This window comes from Mariniflexile sp. (genome assembly GCF_052728615.1).
In genome coordinates, this window is the sequence record NZ_JBFVFE010000032.1 from 31,708 (window position 1) to 47,566 (window position 15,859).

Annotated in this window: 13 protein-coding genes and 1 tRNA gene; 2 read left to right on the forward strand and 12 right to left on the reverse strand. The window is 35.5% G+C overall.

Translation table 11 applies throughout. The features are described from left to right. Nucleotides 1-306: 306 nt before the first annotated feature. From ACU1LP_RS12575 to ACU1LP_RS12590, 4 genes are all read right to left on the reverse strand, one after another. Nucleotides 307-1,023: a hypothetical protein gene (locus ACU1LP_RS12575; protein ID WP_445732189.1), complete on the reverse strand. Its 717-nt coding sequence runs from the start codon at nucleotides 1,021-1,023 to the stop codon at nucleotides 307-309. A 147-nt stretch (nucleotides 1,024-1,170) separates the two neighbouring features. After that, a complete protein-coding gene (aat, locus tag ACU1LP_RS12580) occupies nucleotides 1,171-1,794 on the reverse strand; it encodes a leucyl/phenylalanyl-tRNA--protein transferase (protein WP_445732188.1) in 624 nt (207 codons plus the stop codon). 190 nt (nucleotides 1,795-1,984) lie between these two features. Further along, a complete protein-coding gene (locus ACU1LP_RS12585; protein ID WP_445736431.1) occupies nucleotides 1,985-2,362 on the reverse strand; it encodes a DUF3127 domain-containing protein in 378 nt (125 codons plus the stop codon). A gap of 62 nt (nucleotides 2,363-2,424) precedes the next feature. After that, nucleotides 2,425-3,294 carry a flavin reductase family protein gene (locus ACU1LP_RS12590; protein ID WP_445736432.1) on the reverse strand — a complete coding sequence of 290 codons (870 nt, stop codon included), beginning with the start codon at nucleotides 3,292-3,294 and terminating at the stop codon, nucleotides 2,425-2,427. Between the two features lie 197 nt (nucleotides 3,295-3,491). On the opposite strand from ACU1LP_RS12590, the gene ACU1LP_RS12595 reads away from it, so the two are divergent. Then, nucleotides 3,492-4,646 carry a sensor histidine kinase gene (locus ACU1LP_RS12595; RefSeq protein ID WP_445732993.1) on the forward strand — a complete coding sequence of 385 codons (1,155 nt, stop codon included), beginning with the start codon at nucleotides 3,492-3,494 and terminating at the stop codon, nucleotides 4,644-4,646. Between the two features lie 305 nt (nucleotides 4,647-4,951). On the opposite strand, the gene ACU1LP_RS12600 is transcribed toward ACU1LP_RS12595, so the two are convergent. The 7 genes from ACU1LP_RS12600 to ACU1LP_RS12630 all read right to left on the reverse strand — a co-directional run bounded on the left by ACU1LP_RS12600 (nucleotide 4,952) and on the right by ACU1LP_RS12630 (nucleotide 13,997). Further along, a tRNA-Met gene (locus ACU1LP_RS12600) sits at nucleotides 4,952-5,024 on the reverse strand. A 119-nt stretch (nucleotides 5,025-5,143) separates the two neighbouring features. After that, nucleotides 5,144-5,326, reverse strand: a complete 183-nt coding sequence (locus ACU1LP_RS12605) for a CPXCG motif-containing cysteine-rich protein (protein WP_445731268.1) — start codon at nucleotides 5,324-5,326, stop codon at nucleotides 5,144-5,146. A 72-nt stretch (nucleotides 5,327-5,398) separates the two neighbouring features. Then, a complete protein-coding gene (locus ACU1LP_RS12610; protein ID WP_445731267.1) occupies nucleotides 5,399-6,223 on the reverse strand; it encodes a Two component regulator three Y domain protein in 825 nt (274 codons plus the stop codon). 157 nt (nucleotides 6,224-6,380) lie between these two features. Continuing rightward, nucleotides 6,381-7,700 (reverse strand): TolC family protein, encoded by a 1,320-nt coding sequence (locus ACU1LP_RS12615; protein ID WP_445733935.1) that lies wholly within the window; start codon nucleotides 7,698-7,700, stop codon nucleotides 6,381-6,383. Then, complete coding sequence (locus tag ACU1LP_RS12620) at nucleotides 7,690-10,887, reverse strand: efflux RND transporter permease subunit (RefSeq protein WP_445733936.1); 3,198 nt, start codon at nucleotides 10,885-10,887, stop codon at nucleotides 7,690-7,692. Before ACU1LP_RS12620 ends, ACU1LP_RS12615 begins: the two co-directional genes overlap by 11 nt. Beyond that, nucleotides 10,884-12,011, reverse strand: coding sequence for an efflux RND transporter periplasmic adaptor subunit (locus tag ACU1LP_RS12625; protein WP_445733937.1), 1,128 nt, complete (start codon nucleotides 12,009-12,011; stop codon nucleotides 10,884-10,886). The genes ACU1LP_RS12620 and ACU1LP_RS12625 overlap by 4 nt, the downstream gene beginning before the upstream one ends. Nucleotides 12,012-12,086: 75 nt before the next feature. Further along, nucleotides 12,087-13,997, reverse strand: coding sequence for an ABC-F family ATP-binding cassette domain-containing protein (locus tag ACU1LP_RS12630; RefSeq protein ID WP_445733938.1), 1,911 nt, complete (start codon nucleotides 13,995-13,997; stop codon nucleotides 12,087-12,089). 85 nt (nucleotides 13,998-14,082) lie between these two features. On the opposite strand from ACU1LP_RS12630, the gene ACU1LP_RS12635 reads away from it, so the two are divergent. Beyond that, a complete protein-coding gene (locus ACU1LP_RS12635) occupies nucleotides 14,083-14,469 on the forward strand; it encodes a DUF983 domain-containing protein (RefSeq protein ID WP_445731262.1) in 387 nt (128 codons plus the stop codon). 178 nt (nucleotides 14,470-14,647) lie between these two features. Here the strand turns inward: ACU1LP_RS12635 and ACU1LP_RS12640 are convergent, their stop codons facing one another. Further along, nucleotides 14,648-15,691, reverse strand: coding sequence for an NAD(P)/FAD-dependent oxidoreductase (locus tag ACU1LP_RS12640; protein WP_445733939.1), 1,044 nt, complete (start codon nucleotides 15,689-15,691; stop codon nucleotides 14,648-14,650). Between the last annotated feature and the right edge of the window lie 168 nt (nucleotides 15,692-15,859).

A 15,859-nucleotide genomic window follows, 5' to 3' on the forward strand; every position in this document is an offset into this window, starting at 1 on the left:
CAAATATATATTATTCCTATTAAATCTATATATTTAATAGGAATAAAATTAAAGTTAAATATACCCGAGAAACACTACTGAATAGGTTGGCAACTTTATGATAACTTAAAATTACAAAATGCTTTATAATACCGTTTGGATGCATTTAATATTTAAACTGAAAAGAAAATGTTTTAATTACCTTCGGCTATTGTGAAACTTTAGAAAGTATTGGTTCGTTTAACGTGTATGGTTTGGTGGGTGGGTGTTTAAGTACCTCATTTAGCAAATAAAAAAAACCGAATAGAAAATGTTGTGGGTAGTTTTTTAATAGTTTTCAAAATCGTCATCATTGATATTAAATTCAAATTCGCTCAAGCCAGTATTATTAGTTGCAGGCATATCAATTACTACTCTTTGCCTTTGTCCATCTGATGTATTTCTTGTAAGTAATATTTGCCAATTTGAATTCTTATCAATATAAAAAATACGACTATTTTCAACTCCAGTTTCAGTCAAATTGTCTGCGACACGGGAGTAAGGTTCGCGTATTCTAATAGGTAAAAACTGAACATCTGAATTGAGTGTGATTTTGAGGTTTACAGGGAAAAAAAATAGAACCTCGAAATTTATTTCAGTATCGCCACCTAAATTTTCCAATTCAGTGCGATGTTGTTGACTTAATAATCCAAAGACGTTTTCATCATTTAACTTAAAGAAATTGTCATAATTATAATCGATTTCTAGTTGATACCTGTCTCCTTGACCACTTGTAGTAAAAACAAAGTCAAAATATCCAGATGAATTGGTGGTTGTAGAATCTACATATTGGATAAAATCAATGTTTGGTGCTGAACCAAACCCTGGTATTAAATTGTATTCACCAATCCTTAATTTATGGTTAGCCAAAGGTAATTGATTCTGACTATCATACATTCTCCCAAAAACTCTTGTTTCGATTCCACTGGGTTCAAATGTGTCTTCACAAGATGTAAACAATAATATGGTTAAGGATAATAATAATAAGTCAATTCTAATTTTCATATCAAGGTTTTTATAAAATAGATGCCATTTGTTTCGATTGATTGCGTCAAATTACCCACAACTCTAAGATATGGTCTCTTTCAATTTACTATATCGCTCGTTAAACAAAGTTCGACTTTTTTTTGTGAAAAATCAAGTTTCCTCACCCTACAAATACCCCAAAAAAGCATCCCTAGAAATCGCCTCAGCTCCCAAACTTTCTAAGTGGTTCGTGTAAACTTGGCAATCTATAAGTTTGTATTTGGTGTTTTGAATAAAAGTTATAAAACCTACTTTACTCGCATTGCTTTCTTTAGTAAACATGCTTTCACCACAAAATACACCGTTGCCTAAATCGACGCCATAAAGTCCACCAACTAAAGTTTCATGACGCCAAACCTCAACCGATTTTGCAAAGCCCAATTCGTGAAGTTTCACATAAGCTTCTAACATCTGGTTTGTTATCCACGTATCATCTTGTCGGTCTCGCTTTGCTTTGGAGCATTCTGTAATAACACTTTTAAAATCTTTATTAACAGTTACTTTATAATCGCTATTTCGTATTACCTGTTTCATGCTTTTTGATACTTTCAACTTGTTGGGAAACAGCACAAACCTCGGGTTTGGCGACCACCATAAAATAGGCCCACCGGTACTAAACCATGGGAAAATACCATGCTTGTAAGCGTACAATAAACGCTCAACCGATAAATCGCCTCCAATGGCCAACAAGCCTTCTTTGGTGGCTTGGTTTACATTTGGGAACTGTATGTGTTGGGTTAGGTATTGCATTTTAAATATTTCAATAAAAATAAAAAAACCTCAACATTTTATTAAATATTGAGGTTGAATTTTAAGACCCTTCCGTCTTTTGATTCTTTAAGGAATCAAAATCCATACCGAATCAAGTTCGGCACAGGCTTTTCCCTTGACAAAGGAAGGAGTTTTAATATCGTGAGATTCCTGCCTTCGCAGGAATTAATTAGAAAGGTAAATCGTCGTGATCATCTTCGTTTAAATCGCCTGCTGGTTCAAAAGCATCCATTGGTGGCACTGGAGGCATATTTCCGCCTGAAGCATCCGCTTGCAAAGCTTCAATCCGCCAACCTTGAATTGAGTTGAAATATTTGGTTTCTCCTTGTGGGTTTACCCATTCGCGTCCACGCAAATTAATGCTTATTTTTACTTGCTGTCCTTCTTTATAGCTATTTAGCAAATCGCATTTATCCTGTACGAATTCCACCATAATGTGTTGTGGGTATTGCTCTTCTGTAGTAACTACAACTTCTCTTTTTCTAAACCCATTACCTCCAAAAGTTTGAGTTTCGCCTACCATTTTAATTCTTCCTTGAACTTCCATTTGTTTATTGTTTATTCTTATTGTTTATTCTATTTTCTTTATTCTCTGTTCTTTCTTCTTATTTAAGACAGCAATATTTTCCATGCACTTTCAACGTCTCCAAAACTTAAATAATTACGCGCCAATTTATGTTTCTGTCTGTGGGTTGCTGTTTTAATCTTTGGATATCGATCACTAATATCCTTAATAAAAGCATCTACCTCGGCTTCGGTGGGCAAGGTTTCTACATTCCCCAACATACCCAAATCGTTTCCTGTTAAAACCATGCTGTTTCTTACATCCTCAGGAAAATTATCAACGCCAATTCCTAGTGTTGATAACGGTTTTGGTATTTCAAAAAAGCCTTTTTTGGCACGACTGTAAAAACTACCTCCTGCTCTGGCAACCAAATCCAACTTCACTTGGTTAATGGAACCATCTTCATCCAATACGTCTTCATCTATATGAAATTTTACAATTTCACAAATTATCAAGTTTCCTGCACCACCTTCGGTACCTAATCCAATCACATTATTTACCTTGCACTCAAACTGCACGGGCGATTCTGCCACTCGAAAAGGTTTAACAATATCCGATTTCAGCATACTTAAACCAGCCTTTTCAAATTCATTGACGCCTTCAGGATATTCCGTACTGCTTAAAGATGCTTGATGCACCATATCAAAACTAACCATATTAATAACCACTTCTTTGGTAGCCAAAATATTTTTTAAGGTGTGCTTAACCGTATTGTCTTTTACACGTCGCGAGGGTGAAAACACCAATATGGGCGGGTTTGCGCTAAATACATTAAAAAAGCTAAAAGGCGATAAATTGACATGCCCATCAGCGTCAACCGTACTCGCAAATGCAATAGGCCGTGGTGCTACTGCACTTAATAAATAACTATGTAATTTACTGGTTGATAGGTTTTTCGGGTCGAATGATGGCATTTAGCGTTTTTATTTTAACAAAACTAACAATTTATTTTGATTAAATATTGATGTTCGTTTGGCTTCGTTTAAATATTTAATTTCAACTATTTAAGCAAATGTAACCAATTTGATGAGTAACTAAAAACCATTTTACTAACAACTTGAACAATAATATCAACAGATTTGCATTATATTACATACCAATTGATTGTTTAATGATTTTTACCAAATACAGTAATGCCCTCCGCTGGTTTATTATAGCTGCTTCTTTTGCTATTGTATCGCTTATTTTATGGAAAACCTATGAGTTTTTTCAGCATTTTAAAGATGAAGAACGCACCAAAATGGAAAATTGGTCGTTTGCACAGACCGATTTTATAAATTCTGATACAAACGCCAATTTAGAATTGACATTAAGGATACTTAACAGTAACAAAACAACGCCCATGTTGGTTATTAATGAAGATGGGAGTCTATCAGGTTTTAACAATTTGGATGAAACCAAAATATCGGATTCCTTATATGTCAAAAAATTAATTTTAAGGTTTGAAGCGGAAAACAAACCTATTCCCGTAAAAATGGGCAACAGTATTGTGAGCACCATTTATTATGGAAATTCCGAATTATTGAACAAACTAAAATACTACCCTTTAGCTTTATTGCTTATCGTTTTTCTTTTTGGTGCCGTAATTTTCTTTTTTTACAGAAGCAATAAAAATGCGACACAAAACAAATTGTGGTCTGGTATGGCCAAGGAAACAGCGCATCAAATAGGCACGCCATTATCATCATTGATTGGTTGGACCGAGATTTTAAAAACCGAACATGTAAACCCCAGTTATATTGTTGAAATTGAAAAAGATATAGACCGTTTACAAACCATTACCGAGCGGTTTAGTAAAATAGGTTCTGTACCAACTTTGGAGGTGGCAGACATTATTACCGAAACCATCAGCTCCTACGATTATCTAAAAACGAGGTCTTCAAATTTAATTGATTTTGACATCCATATCCCTAAAGGAGAAATTTTAGTGAATTTGAACAAACAACTATATAGTTGGACCATTGAAAATTTAGTAAAAAACGCCATTGACGCCATGAAAGGACGTGGTAAACTTACGGTTGAAATCTCTCAATTGGAAGATACCATTATGGTAAGTCTAACCGATACCGGAAAAGGCATTGCCAAAAAGAATTTCAATAAAATATTCGAGCCTGGTTTTACCACAAAAAAACGAGGTTGGGGATTGGGTTTATCGCTTACCAAGCGTATTATTGAAGATTTTCATGATGGCAGAATAAAGGTTCTCGAATCTGAAATAAACAAAGGAACAACGTTTCAAATCACTTTAAAACGCGCACATCAATGATGGAAGAATCGTTTATTACACTAAAAAAAGCACCCATAAGTAATATCTGTCCGGAATGTTTTAATAATATGGGGTTGAAAATCATATTCAAACAAAAATTTGCTGAAACTAAATCTTTCTAGTACATGATATATATATATATATATATATATATTATTGATAATCAATAATATAAAGGACTAAAAATTTAATAAAAATACTAATATTTTTGTTCTTGACCTGTACTGTATGCCGTATGCAATATATCAAAAAAACAACCCATTGACAAAGGTTTTAAGTACCTGTTTATCAATGGGTTTGCTCTGTAGCGGGAACTGGACTCGAACCAGTGACCTTCGGGTTATGAGCCCGACGAGCTACCTACTGCTCTATCCCGCGATATAATTTGTAAAATATTTACTTAGCTTTTAACTTTCGGTTCATAATGCCGACCAAATCATTTCGGACTGCAAATATACAACCCTTTTTAATTCCCACAAACATAAACCCACAAAATATTATTGCTCGATGCTATCTGATTGAAAATCCATTAATTCTGAATTTTCAAATCGTACAAATACTTGAATTGGATTGCAACACACCTCACAATCTTCAATATATGTCTGCTTAGAAACCGAATTATCCAACAATATGGATATTGTTTCCCAACAATATGGACAGGTAAAATGATGCTCCAACATGCATATAAAGATAAAAAAAACAGCTAACAAATAGTTGTAAGCTGTCTTAAAAAAATGTTGGTGAATTTTAAATTAATCTTTTTCAATATCCATTATAGCGGTAGAATTCTCTAATTGCATGTTAAAAGAGTTTGGTGGCGTTTTACCGGACACGCTAATATATTCGTAATTTAAATTGTTGTCACTAACCATGATGGTATTTAAATTCTTCAGGTTCACAAACTCTATTGGCACATCGCCAGTAAATTGGTTTGTAGATAATATCAACTCTTGTAGGTTTGCCAATTGAGCAATTTCCGCAGGAATCTCTCCATCCATTCTATTGTCCATAAAACTCAACTTCTCCAATTTGGATAAAGAAGAAATAGTGTTGGGTATAGAACCCGTTAAATAGTTACTTCCCAACAAAAGCTCTTTTAAGTTCGATAAACCCATTAAAGATTGTGGAATGTTTCCAGCAAACTTATTGCTGTACAGCTTTAGAGATTCTAATTTTTTTAATTCCCCCAATTCTGTTGGGATTTGGCCTTCCAATTGATTCATAAATAATTCCAAAGAAGTTAATTCTTTTAAATTTTTTATTGAAGAAGGCAGTGTGCCTGTTAATTTATTAAAACCTAAATTGATCCTTTTCAAATAAATAAGGTTTCCTAATTCTTGAGGCAATTCGCCTTGTAAATTATTGAACTGTAAATTGATTTCTACAATTTTATTGTTTTCAACTTTAATGCCATACCAAGAATCTACAGGAGTATTCAAGTCCCATGTAGAGTTCCATTCACTCCCATTGGTAGCCTTGTACAGTGCCATTAGAGCATCTTTTTCATTTAAAGAAATATTTGCAAAGGAATAAGCTGTTATAAAAAAACAAACCGTTATTAGTTTAAAAGTCTTCATAGTTGAATATTTGGGGATTAATTCTATTACGAATATAACACATAAATCGATTAAAAACTATTTTATTCGTTGAAATGTATATTTTTTTAACAAATACGAATCGATTAAAAACTTTTGATATCTAAAATTTCAATTTAAAATAAGCAAATGGGGTTGATCAAAAGGCTACATTTAAAAGTTCGCCACTTAATTGAAGCAATTGCAGCTCTGCTAATTTGGCCTCATATTTTGCCTGGTTTCTGCTCAATTCTGCATTGAGAAGGTTGAGTTGGGCTTGCCTGAATTCAATGGAATTTACCTGTCCTATTTTTAACTTTTCTTCTGTACGGTCAAAGTTGTTTTGGGAAGTTATAATATTGGTCTCCTGGATTTTGTATATATTCAACTTATTTTGATAATCGTCCCAAGCATTATTAAAGTCGCGCTCCAGCGAAATCAACAATTGTTCTTTTTGTAATTGCTGGTTTTCTAAATTGATTTTAGCGTTTTTTACTCTTGCAATGGTATTGCCTCCATCAAATAAATTCCATGATAAGTTTAAACCACCTGAGACGCCGGAATTTGTACTTTGTAGCGTAAATGCCAGTGGATTGTTATTTGTAGATTCATTCCATCCATAAGAACCAACCAAACCAATGGTTGGCAGATAAGTCGATTTTCCGGATTTTATGTCAAAACCACTAATGGCAATGTTTCTGTCAATTTGTAAAAGGGCTGTGTTTCTGGTTTTTGCTTTTTGGGAAAGCTCTTCCTTATCAAACAAAACATCAAAGTTAACCTGGGTATTTACATTAAAATCTTTTGTTAAAGCATTGCCCAGAACCACATTCAAATCACGTTTAACATTTATTAACTGCTGTTTTGTGTTTATTACGCTAATACTGTCATTATTAATATCAACTTCCGCATTAAGCACATCCAATTTTGTGCTTTGCCCATAATCAAATTGGTATTGTGCGCGCAACAATCGTTCTTTTGAAATTTCCAAGGTTTGCTTTAATGCTGAAGTGTTTTCCATTAATTGTGCCACATTGTAGTAAACAGTAAACAACTGAAAAATTGTGTTTTCAATGGTTTCCCTAGCCTCTAATTCTGTTAATTGGTAGCGCTCTTTTAGTTGTTTGTAGTCATAACTTCTTCCCATTCCATCAAACAGCGTGTAGTTTAGATTTATTGAGGCGTTATATCGTCTTGTTTCGACTCCATCTGCAATTCTAGCTTCTCCACTAGCTAGCAGTCCTTCTGTATTTTGTTTATCAATTGTAGCGCCTGCATTTCCCGTAAGCGTTGGCAAATATCCGGAATTAAAAATGCTCGCATTATTTTTTGCAACTTCCAGTTGATTGTTGGCTAATTTAATGCCATAGTTATTCTCTAAAGCCAATGAGACAGCTTCATTGGGCGTAATTGTTTTTTGTTGCGCCCATGCATTTGAAACAACAAACAATACGATCAAAAGAATAACTCTATAATTCATGCTCTTCATTTTGTTCTTTAATGGCTCGTTCCACTTCTTCTTTAGTTACTTTATTACCGGTAATTAACCATTTTATGTTTTTCTTAATATCGTTGCTAAACGACAGGAATAACGGCAATAACAACAATGTTAAAATAGTGGCATACGCAATACCGAAGGAAATAGAGATTGCCATGGGTTTTAAAAATTGTGCTTGACGGCTTTTTTCCAGTAGCAAAGGTGCCAAACCCGCTATGGTGGTTAGCGAAGTTAAAAAGATGGCTCTAAAACGCGATTTGCCAGCGTCCATAAGGGCGTCATCAAACAGCATCCCTTCCTTTAAATTGGTATTGAATTTCCCTATTAATACCAAACCATCATTTACCATGATCCCGATCAAGGCAATGATTCCCAATAAGGACAATATATTGACCGGAAACCCTAATAACCAATGCCCCCATGCAACTGCCGTTAAGCTAAAAGGCACTAACAAAATTAATAAAATAGGCTGACTGTAACTTCTGAAAGTAAAAGCGATAGTAATATAAATTAACAACAAAATGATGCCTCCGGCACTTTTTAATGATCTCGATAATTTTGTTGCTTCTCTGTTCTGGCCTTCAAAAGAAGCTGAAATTGTGGGGTATTTTGATTGAATTTGCGGAAGAATCGTTGCCTTTATATCATCTAAAATATCAGTAGCACTATTGCTCGGGTCTTTTAAATCGGCAGACACTTGAATTTCCCGTTGCCCTTCCAAGTGGTTAATGGCCACATCGCCCCTTTCTATAGTATAGATAGCGATATCCTTTAATGTGACCCGCTCACCTGAGGGTGTTACAATGCGCATATCATCCAAATCGTTAATAGATTCCCTGTTGCTTCTATCGTACCGGACCCAAACTCTAATCTCATCTTGCCCTCTTTGAAAGCGCTGTGCTTGTACACCAAAAAAACCTGCCCGTATTTGACTCATGACCGATTGTAAATCCAGCCCAATCAAATAAGCATTTTCCTTTAGTTCTAAACGGATTTCCTTTATTCCTACTGGGTCGTTATCGGCTACATCCTTTAATAGCGGATTGCTCTCCAGTACTGTCTTTAGTTCTACTTTTGCTGCTTTTAACTCTGAAATATTATTGCTTAACAAGGAAACTGACACGGGATTGCCTCCAAAATTTCCACCAGAACCATATATCAAACGTTCTGTTCCAATAACCGGCCCTACCAATTCACGTAATCTATTGGCAACCAAATTAGAGCTTATCACATCCGGACGTTCTTCCCCGGGCAATAAATTTATTTGAAGCCGTGCGCTCGATGAGCTGCCCAAAGTTAAAATAGTGTTCTCAAAAAGCTCTTTGCCTGTGCCTTTTAAGTATTTTTCGGTAAACTCTTTATTTACAATAAATGATTTTTCCTCAATCATTGAAATGATGGAATCCGTTACCTTCACATTGGTGCCGTTGGGCATATTCAACTCAATGGAAACTGCATCGCTCGCTACGGAAGGAAATAAGGTTACCCCAATAATACCGCCTCCAACTGAACCAATTGTTAATACCAAAAGTGCAACAAAAATAGCAAGAGATAAGATTTTAAATTTTAAAATGAATGAAATGGTTGGACTATACATTTTATCTCTTAAGAAGCCCATAATCTTATCACCCAATTTGTTTATTTCCCTCATTTTAGAGAAAAACTGCTTCATTCTTGAAGGGTTTTCTTCTACCACAGGTTTACGAAGTGCTTTTGAATGTGCTAAATGCGCCGGAAGGATGAGCAATGCTTCTATTAACGAAATAGCTAAAGTCAAAATAACGATAACAGCGACTTCCCCAAAAAACTCCCCGATTCTACTTTCTAGAAAAAAGAACAGGGAAAATGCCAAGAGTGTGGTAATTATTGCCGAAACTACCGGAGGAAGCACTTCCATGGTACCATCAATAGCCGCTTGGATGGGTGTTTTGCCTTTTTCGTAATGCTGGTAAATATTTTCGCCAATTACAATGCCGTCATCAACCAAAATACCGATAACGATGATCATTCCGAAAAGAGACAATACATTGATGGTGACATCAAAAAATCCTGCAAAAACAAACATGCCTAAAAACGAAATGGGCAGTCCGAAAGCCACCCAAAAAGCAACACGTGTGTTTAAAAACAGGGATAAAAAAAGCAGTACCAATAGCATCCCTATAATGGCATTTTCAGTCAATAATTGGGTACGCTGATTTAATGTTATCGATAAATCCCTTACCACATCCAAATGAACATTATTGTATTTTTGGTTGTACGTTTCAATATATTCCTTTACTTTATCTGCCGAAGACATCAAATCTTCATTATTGGTACTTGTAATGGAAATATTAACCGAGAGTTTTTGGTTAAAATAGCTGGCATTGGGCGTTTCCTCAAAACGGTCTCGAATAATGGCGACGTCCTTTAACCTAATGGTTTTCCCGTCATTTGAAGCTTTTACAATAATATTGGATAGTTCGTCGCCGTAATAATTTCGGTTATTGGCGCGAATTAAATATTCTTCGGCATCAGTTTTAATATTTCCACCGGTTACCAAAATATTGGCTTGACCAACGGCCTTAGCAACATCATTGAACGTTAAATTGTAGGCAAGTAAATTAATTTCATTGACTGCGATTTCAATTTCCTCTTCTGGATAACCAGAGGTTTCTACTTGCGAAATACCATCTATGGTTCGTAAATCGTTTTCAATCTGTCTTGCAATTTGTTTTAATGTGGCCAACGGAATATCTTTTCCACTTACGGCAAATGAGATGGTTTCCCTAACTTCTTCGCGTTTGGCAACAATTAAGGGCTCCATACCTGTTGGGAAAGAAGGCACTCTATCCACAGCATTTTTGACCTCCAAAAGCATAAAATCTATATTTTCCCCTTTCTGGATTTCAACCGTAATAGTACCGCTGTTTTCCCTGGAGACCGAAGTCACTCTATCTACGCCTTTTAACCCCTTTAGATTGTCTTCAATTTGGAGCACGATACCTTCTTCTATTTCTTGGGGCGATGCTCCAGGATACGTAATATTTATGTTTATTATTTTAGAATCCGTTAACGGAAAAAAAGACGATTTCAATGATAACAGACCAATGATGCCAAAAGCAAAAAAAGCTATGATGAAAATATTTACCGCAACATGATACCTTATAAAATAAGTGATTAATTTTCTCATTGATGACGGGTTTCTTTGTCTTCAAAAGGTTTTACCAACATGCCCGCATAAGCCCCAGGAACTGGTTTTTTAAGCAGTATGGTACCATCGGGCAATCCTTTTAAAATCACTTTGGTTTCAGAAAAATAAACAGGAGTAACAGGCATCGTATCCAACAATCCATCCTTAATCACAAAAACCTGTTGGTCTTCCAACAATAAGTTTCTATCTACCTCAATGGCATCTTCTACAGTGTTTCCATTAATAGTGGCTTCTAAATAAACACCTTCTTTTAAGTTTGGGTCTTTAACATCAATATAGGCTGTAATGGTTTGCGTGGTTTGATCCACACTGCCATTCACCCTAGAAATTTTGCCTTGATAGGTTTCCGTTTTATTCAAATTGGTTAACGCTACCGTTTCACCCACTTTTAACAAATTGGCGTACGATTTGCTAACGTTCACTTCCATTTCGTACTCTGAAAGATCTATAAATTCGCCCAGTTTTTGGCCGTTTCTTATTAAGGTACCCTCGGTTACCAAAGCTTCGGTTAAAATACCAGAAAAAGGTGCCGTTATCACATATTTAGATAAGCGTTGTTCTAGATTTTTTAAATTGTAATAGCTTGAAACAATGCCTCGGCCGGTAATAAAATAGTTTTCTTTTTCAGAAGCCATTTCAGGTAATTTGGGAGTCGTTTTGTTTAAATCGAAAGTATTGAGATAGTTTTGCCATTTTTGATAAACCTCGGGGAAATCAAGCCTTAAATCTGGCATGATAGCAGCAATGGCATTATATAGATTGCTTTTTGAAGATTGTACACTGGCATAATATTCAGACGCATCCATACGGATTAAAGACTGGCCAAGACTATATTTCTGCCCTGGTTTAAACGGTACATTTCCTGATTTGAAGATCCCTTGTACCTCAGAGTATATCTCAACCCGACGTTTTGCTACCAAACTACCGTTTGCAGGGATTTTTATTTGGACTTCCCCGTTTTTAACTGTATCTATAAACACTGTTTTTGTTACTTTCCCAACAACCGGTTTGGGTTTGTTTTTACTGGCTATTAAATATTTTGCAAGAAAAACGGAGCCAATAATTAATAGCACTCCAAGGACAGAAAGTATGATTTTACGCATGTACTCAATTATTGATGGTATAGTGCGCAAATTTACCTAATAAGTAAGGCTGAAAAGTTAAAAAAATCTTAAAACTTAGGAATCTAAAGCGTCAATTTCTAAATGGATTTCCTCCCATTTATCCATAAAACCTTGTAAATCAGTTTTCATTTTTTGATACTTATCAAAAAAATTGGGTTTAGCCGTTACGGTTTCATAATTGGTTTCCAGTTCAAAATCTATTTTTTTCAGGTCGCGCTCCAACTGATTTATTTGCGCCTCCACATTACTCAACCTATTATTTAAAGATTTCCGTTTCTTTTGGCCATCGTAGGATTGTTGTTTCTTCTCTTTAGGGGTTTCTTTAACTACCGTACGTTTTTCGACTTCTCTCAAACTCTCCACATTACGCTGTTCCAGATAATAATCAATATCGCCTAAATACTCTTTTAGTTTGTGGTCTTTAAACTCATAAACCTTATTGGTCAATCCTTGAAGAAAATCACGGTCGTGAGACACTAAAATCAACGTGCCACCAAACTTTGCCAATGCTTCTTTTAAAACATTTTTAGACTTGATATCCAAATGGTTTGTTGGCTCATCCATGATGAGCACGTTGAATGGCTGTAACATTAATTTTGCCAGTGCCAAACGGTTACGCTCCCCACCAGAAAGTACCCGTACATATTTATCTACCTCTTCACCTCGAAACAAAAAAGACCCTAAAATATCGCGTACTTTACTTCTGTTGGTTTCGTTTGCCGCATAGATCATGGTATCTAAAACCGTTTTATTCCCATCTAAATACTCTGCTTGGTTTTGGGCAAAATAGCCTATTTGCACGTTATGTCCCAACTTTAAATGGCCGTCATATTTAATATCGCCCACTATAATTTTTGCCAACGTAGATTTACCTTGTCCGTTTTGCCCAACAAAAGCCGTTTTGCTGTCGCGCTCAATCAATAAACTAATATTTTTCAAAACGTGGGTTTGGCCGTAGTTTTTCGATACTTTCTCCATTTCAACCACCACCTTCCCTGGGGTTACAGACACTGGGAAATTAAGGGTCATCACACTATTATCATCTTCATCAACTTCAATCCTGTCAATTTTATCGAGCTTTTTAATGAGCGATTGCGCCATAGTGGCTTTGGATGCTTTGGCACGAAACTTCTCGATAAGCTTTTCGGTATGTTCTATTTGTTTTTGCTGGTTTTTTTGTGAAGCCAATTGTTGGGTCCTCAATTCATCACGCAAAACCAAATATTTTGAATACGGTTTGGGGTAATCATAAATTCTGCCCAAAGAAATTTCAATGGTTCTATTGGTTACATTATCCAAAAACATTTTATCGTGCGATACAATTACCACAGCCCCCGGATAATTCTTTAAAAACCCTTCTAACCAAATAATGGATTCAATATCCAAATGGTTTGTTGGCTCATCCAAAAGTAAAATGTCATTGTTTTGCAGCAGTAATTTTGCCAATTCAATACGCATGCGCCACCCTCCGGAAAAGGTATCGGTCAATTTATTGAAATCTTCACGTTTAAAACCTAACCCTTGAAGAATTTTTTCTGTATCACCTTGATAATTATAGCCCCCTAAAATTTCAAATTCATGCTGAAACTCATTAACGTCCACCATCAATTGATGGTACCCGTCACTTTCATAATCCGTTCGCTCCGCCATTTGCGTATTAACGTGCTCTATTTTCGCTTCCAGTTGCTTGATTTCGGTAAACGCTTCATAAGCTTCATCCAAAACGGTTCTTCCTAAAACAAAATCAATATCCTGTTTCAAAAACCCGATTTTAAGTTCTTTATCGGCAGCAATCTGTCCGGTATCAGGTTCCATCTCTTTGGACAGGATTTTAAGCATCGTCGATTTACCTGCCCCGTTTTTGCCGATAAGCCCTATCCTATCGCCGTTACCAAGTTTAAACGTAATGTCCTCAAACAGGTATTCTCCTTGAAAGGAAATCGATAGATTATGGATATTCATCATAGAAATGTAACTTTTGCTACAGAACTTTAACATTTAACTTCTATTTTTGTTCTGTAATTGCGAATGCAAAAGTACATTAAATTATATGTTTAAAAAAGGCTCAAAATTATATAGCATTTCTACAGGAACTTGCCCAAAATGCCATGAGGAATCCATGTATAAAAATAAGAATCCGTACATACTTTCCCAAATCATGGATATGCACGAAACCTGCAGTAATTGCGGTACTAAATACAAAATAGAACCCTCATTTTTCTATGGTGCTATGTACGTAAGTTATGGGATAGGCATTGCGTTTGCTGTGGTGGCTTTTGTAATTTCGTTTGTGTTTTTAAAAGCCAACATTAATGTGGTTTTTGCTTCCATTGTAGCAACCTTAATTATATTTTTTCCTATAATCATTAGGATTTCAAGAAACATTTGGATCAATATTTTTATACATTACGATAAAACGTTGGCAAAAAGAAAATAAGTTTTATTTGGGCGTTACCACAAGGGTCGGGCTTTCCGCTAAATCTTTTTAAAACGTCATTGCGCGGAGGAACGACACAACAATCTGCCAATTTTTAGTTCTGACCAAAGTTCGTTTTCCTAAGTTTTAAAAAGGATATCGCTGCAATCCCTAACGCAAATACCGATTCAAGTCGTATTCACAATTGAAAACGAGCGCTATCAATATCTTCTTCCAAAGGAATATCTTTTTCAATAAAATCAAAAAGCTGTTGTGCCACATAGGGACCAATCATAACGCCTCGCGTTCCTAAACCATTAAGCACATATAAATTTTTATGTGTTTTGTGCCTGCCAACCAAAGGACGCCTATCTTTTACTGTCGGACGAATACCGGCAACCTGATTAACTACTTCAAACTTACAATGAAGGAGTTTTTTGAGTTTGCCTAAAAGTTCTTCTTTAGCAATGCTTGTAATAGTATTACTTAAATCTTTCCATTCGTAAGTGGCGCCTACAATATATAAATCATCCCCTAACGGAATCAAAAAAGCACTGGCTTTTAAAACATAGTCAATTTTTAACTCTGGGGCATGAATAGTAAGCAATTCGCCTTTTGCTGGCACTAAGGGCAATTCTTTAAAAAACGGGTTCTTCATTACCCCAAAACCTTCAGCAAATACGATGTGTTTTGCGGTTATATTTTCATATTGAACACCGTTATCTAGATTTTTTAAACCCTCATAATCAAACCCTGTTTCAAAAAACAAATTATTTTTCAGCAAATGCTCTTTATAAACATCCATTAAGGCTTTTACATCAATACGTCCTGTTTCCAAAACTTCCCCAAAACCAAAAGGCGCATCAATGGCATGATTTTCATTTTTGATTAGTTTTGGTGAAAGATATTCTGAAAGTATCGGCTTATCGGAAGCTGTAAACCAATCGTTTTGCTCTTCAAAAGAGGCAAATTTTCTATAAACAGGAATTTTATGGTCTAGTTTTACATTGAATTCTGTTTCTAATTTAGCATACATAGCCAATGCCAAACCGAGCTGTTCCTTACATTTCCAAAAGGCCGTAAATCGCTTTAAAACCACTGGGTTGTACAAACCTCCAGCTACATTTGAAGATTGTTGCGAAGTATCATCAAAAACCACAAATGTTTTGTTATTGGCCCTTAACTGTTCGCAAAAGCCAATGCCTGCCAATCCTATTCCAACTATTATATAATCTACTTGCATGATGTTGCGAAGATACAGAGATTAGCTTGAAATAATTCATGATTTTTAACCCTTCCGTCTTTGGTTTCTTTCGGGGAAATCAAATCCACCTTCCCTTGAAAAAGGAAAGGAGTTTTGTGCAGTAGCTCAATTTGAGTTTTAGTTCAATTATTATAAATTCTATTTAAC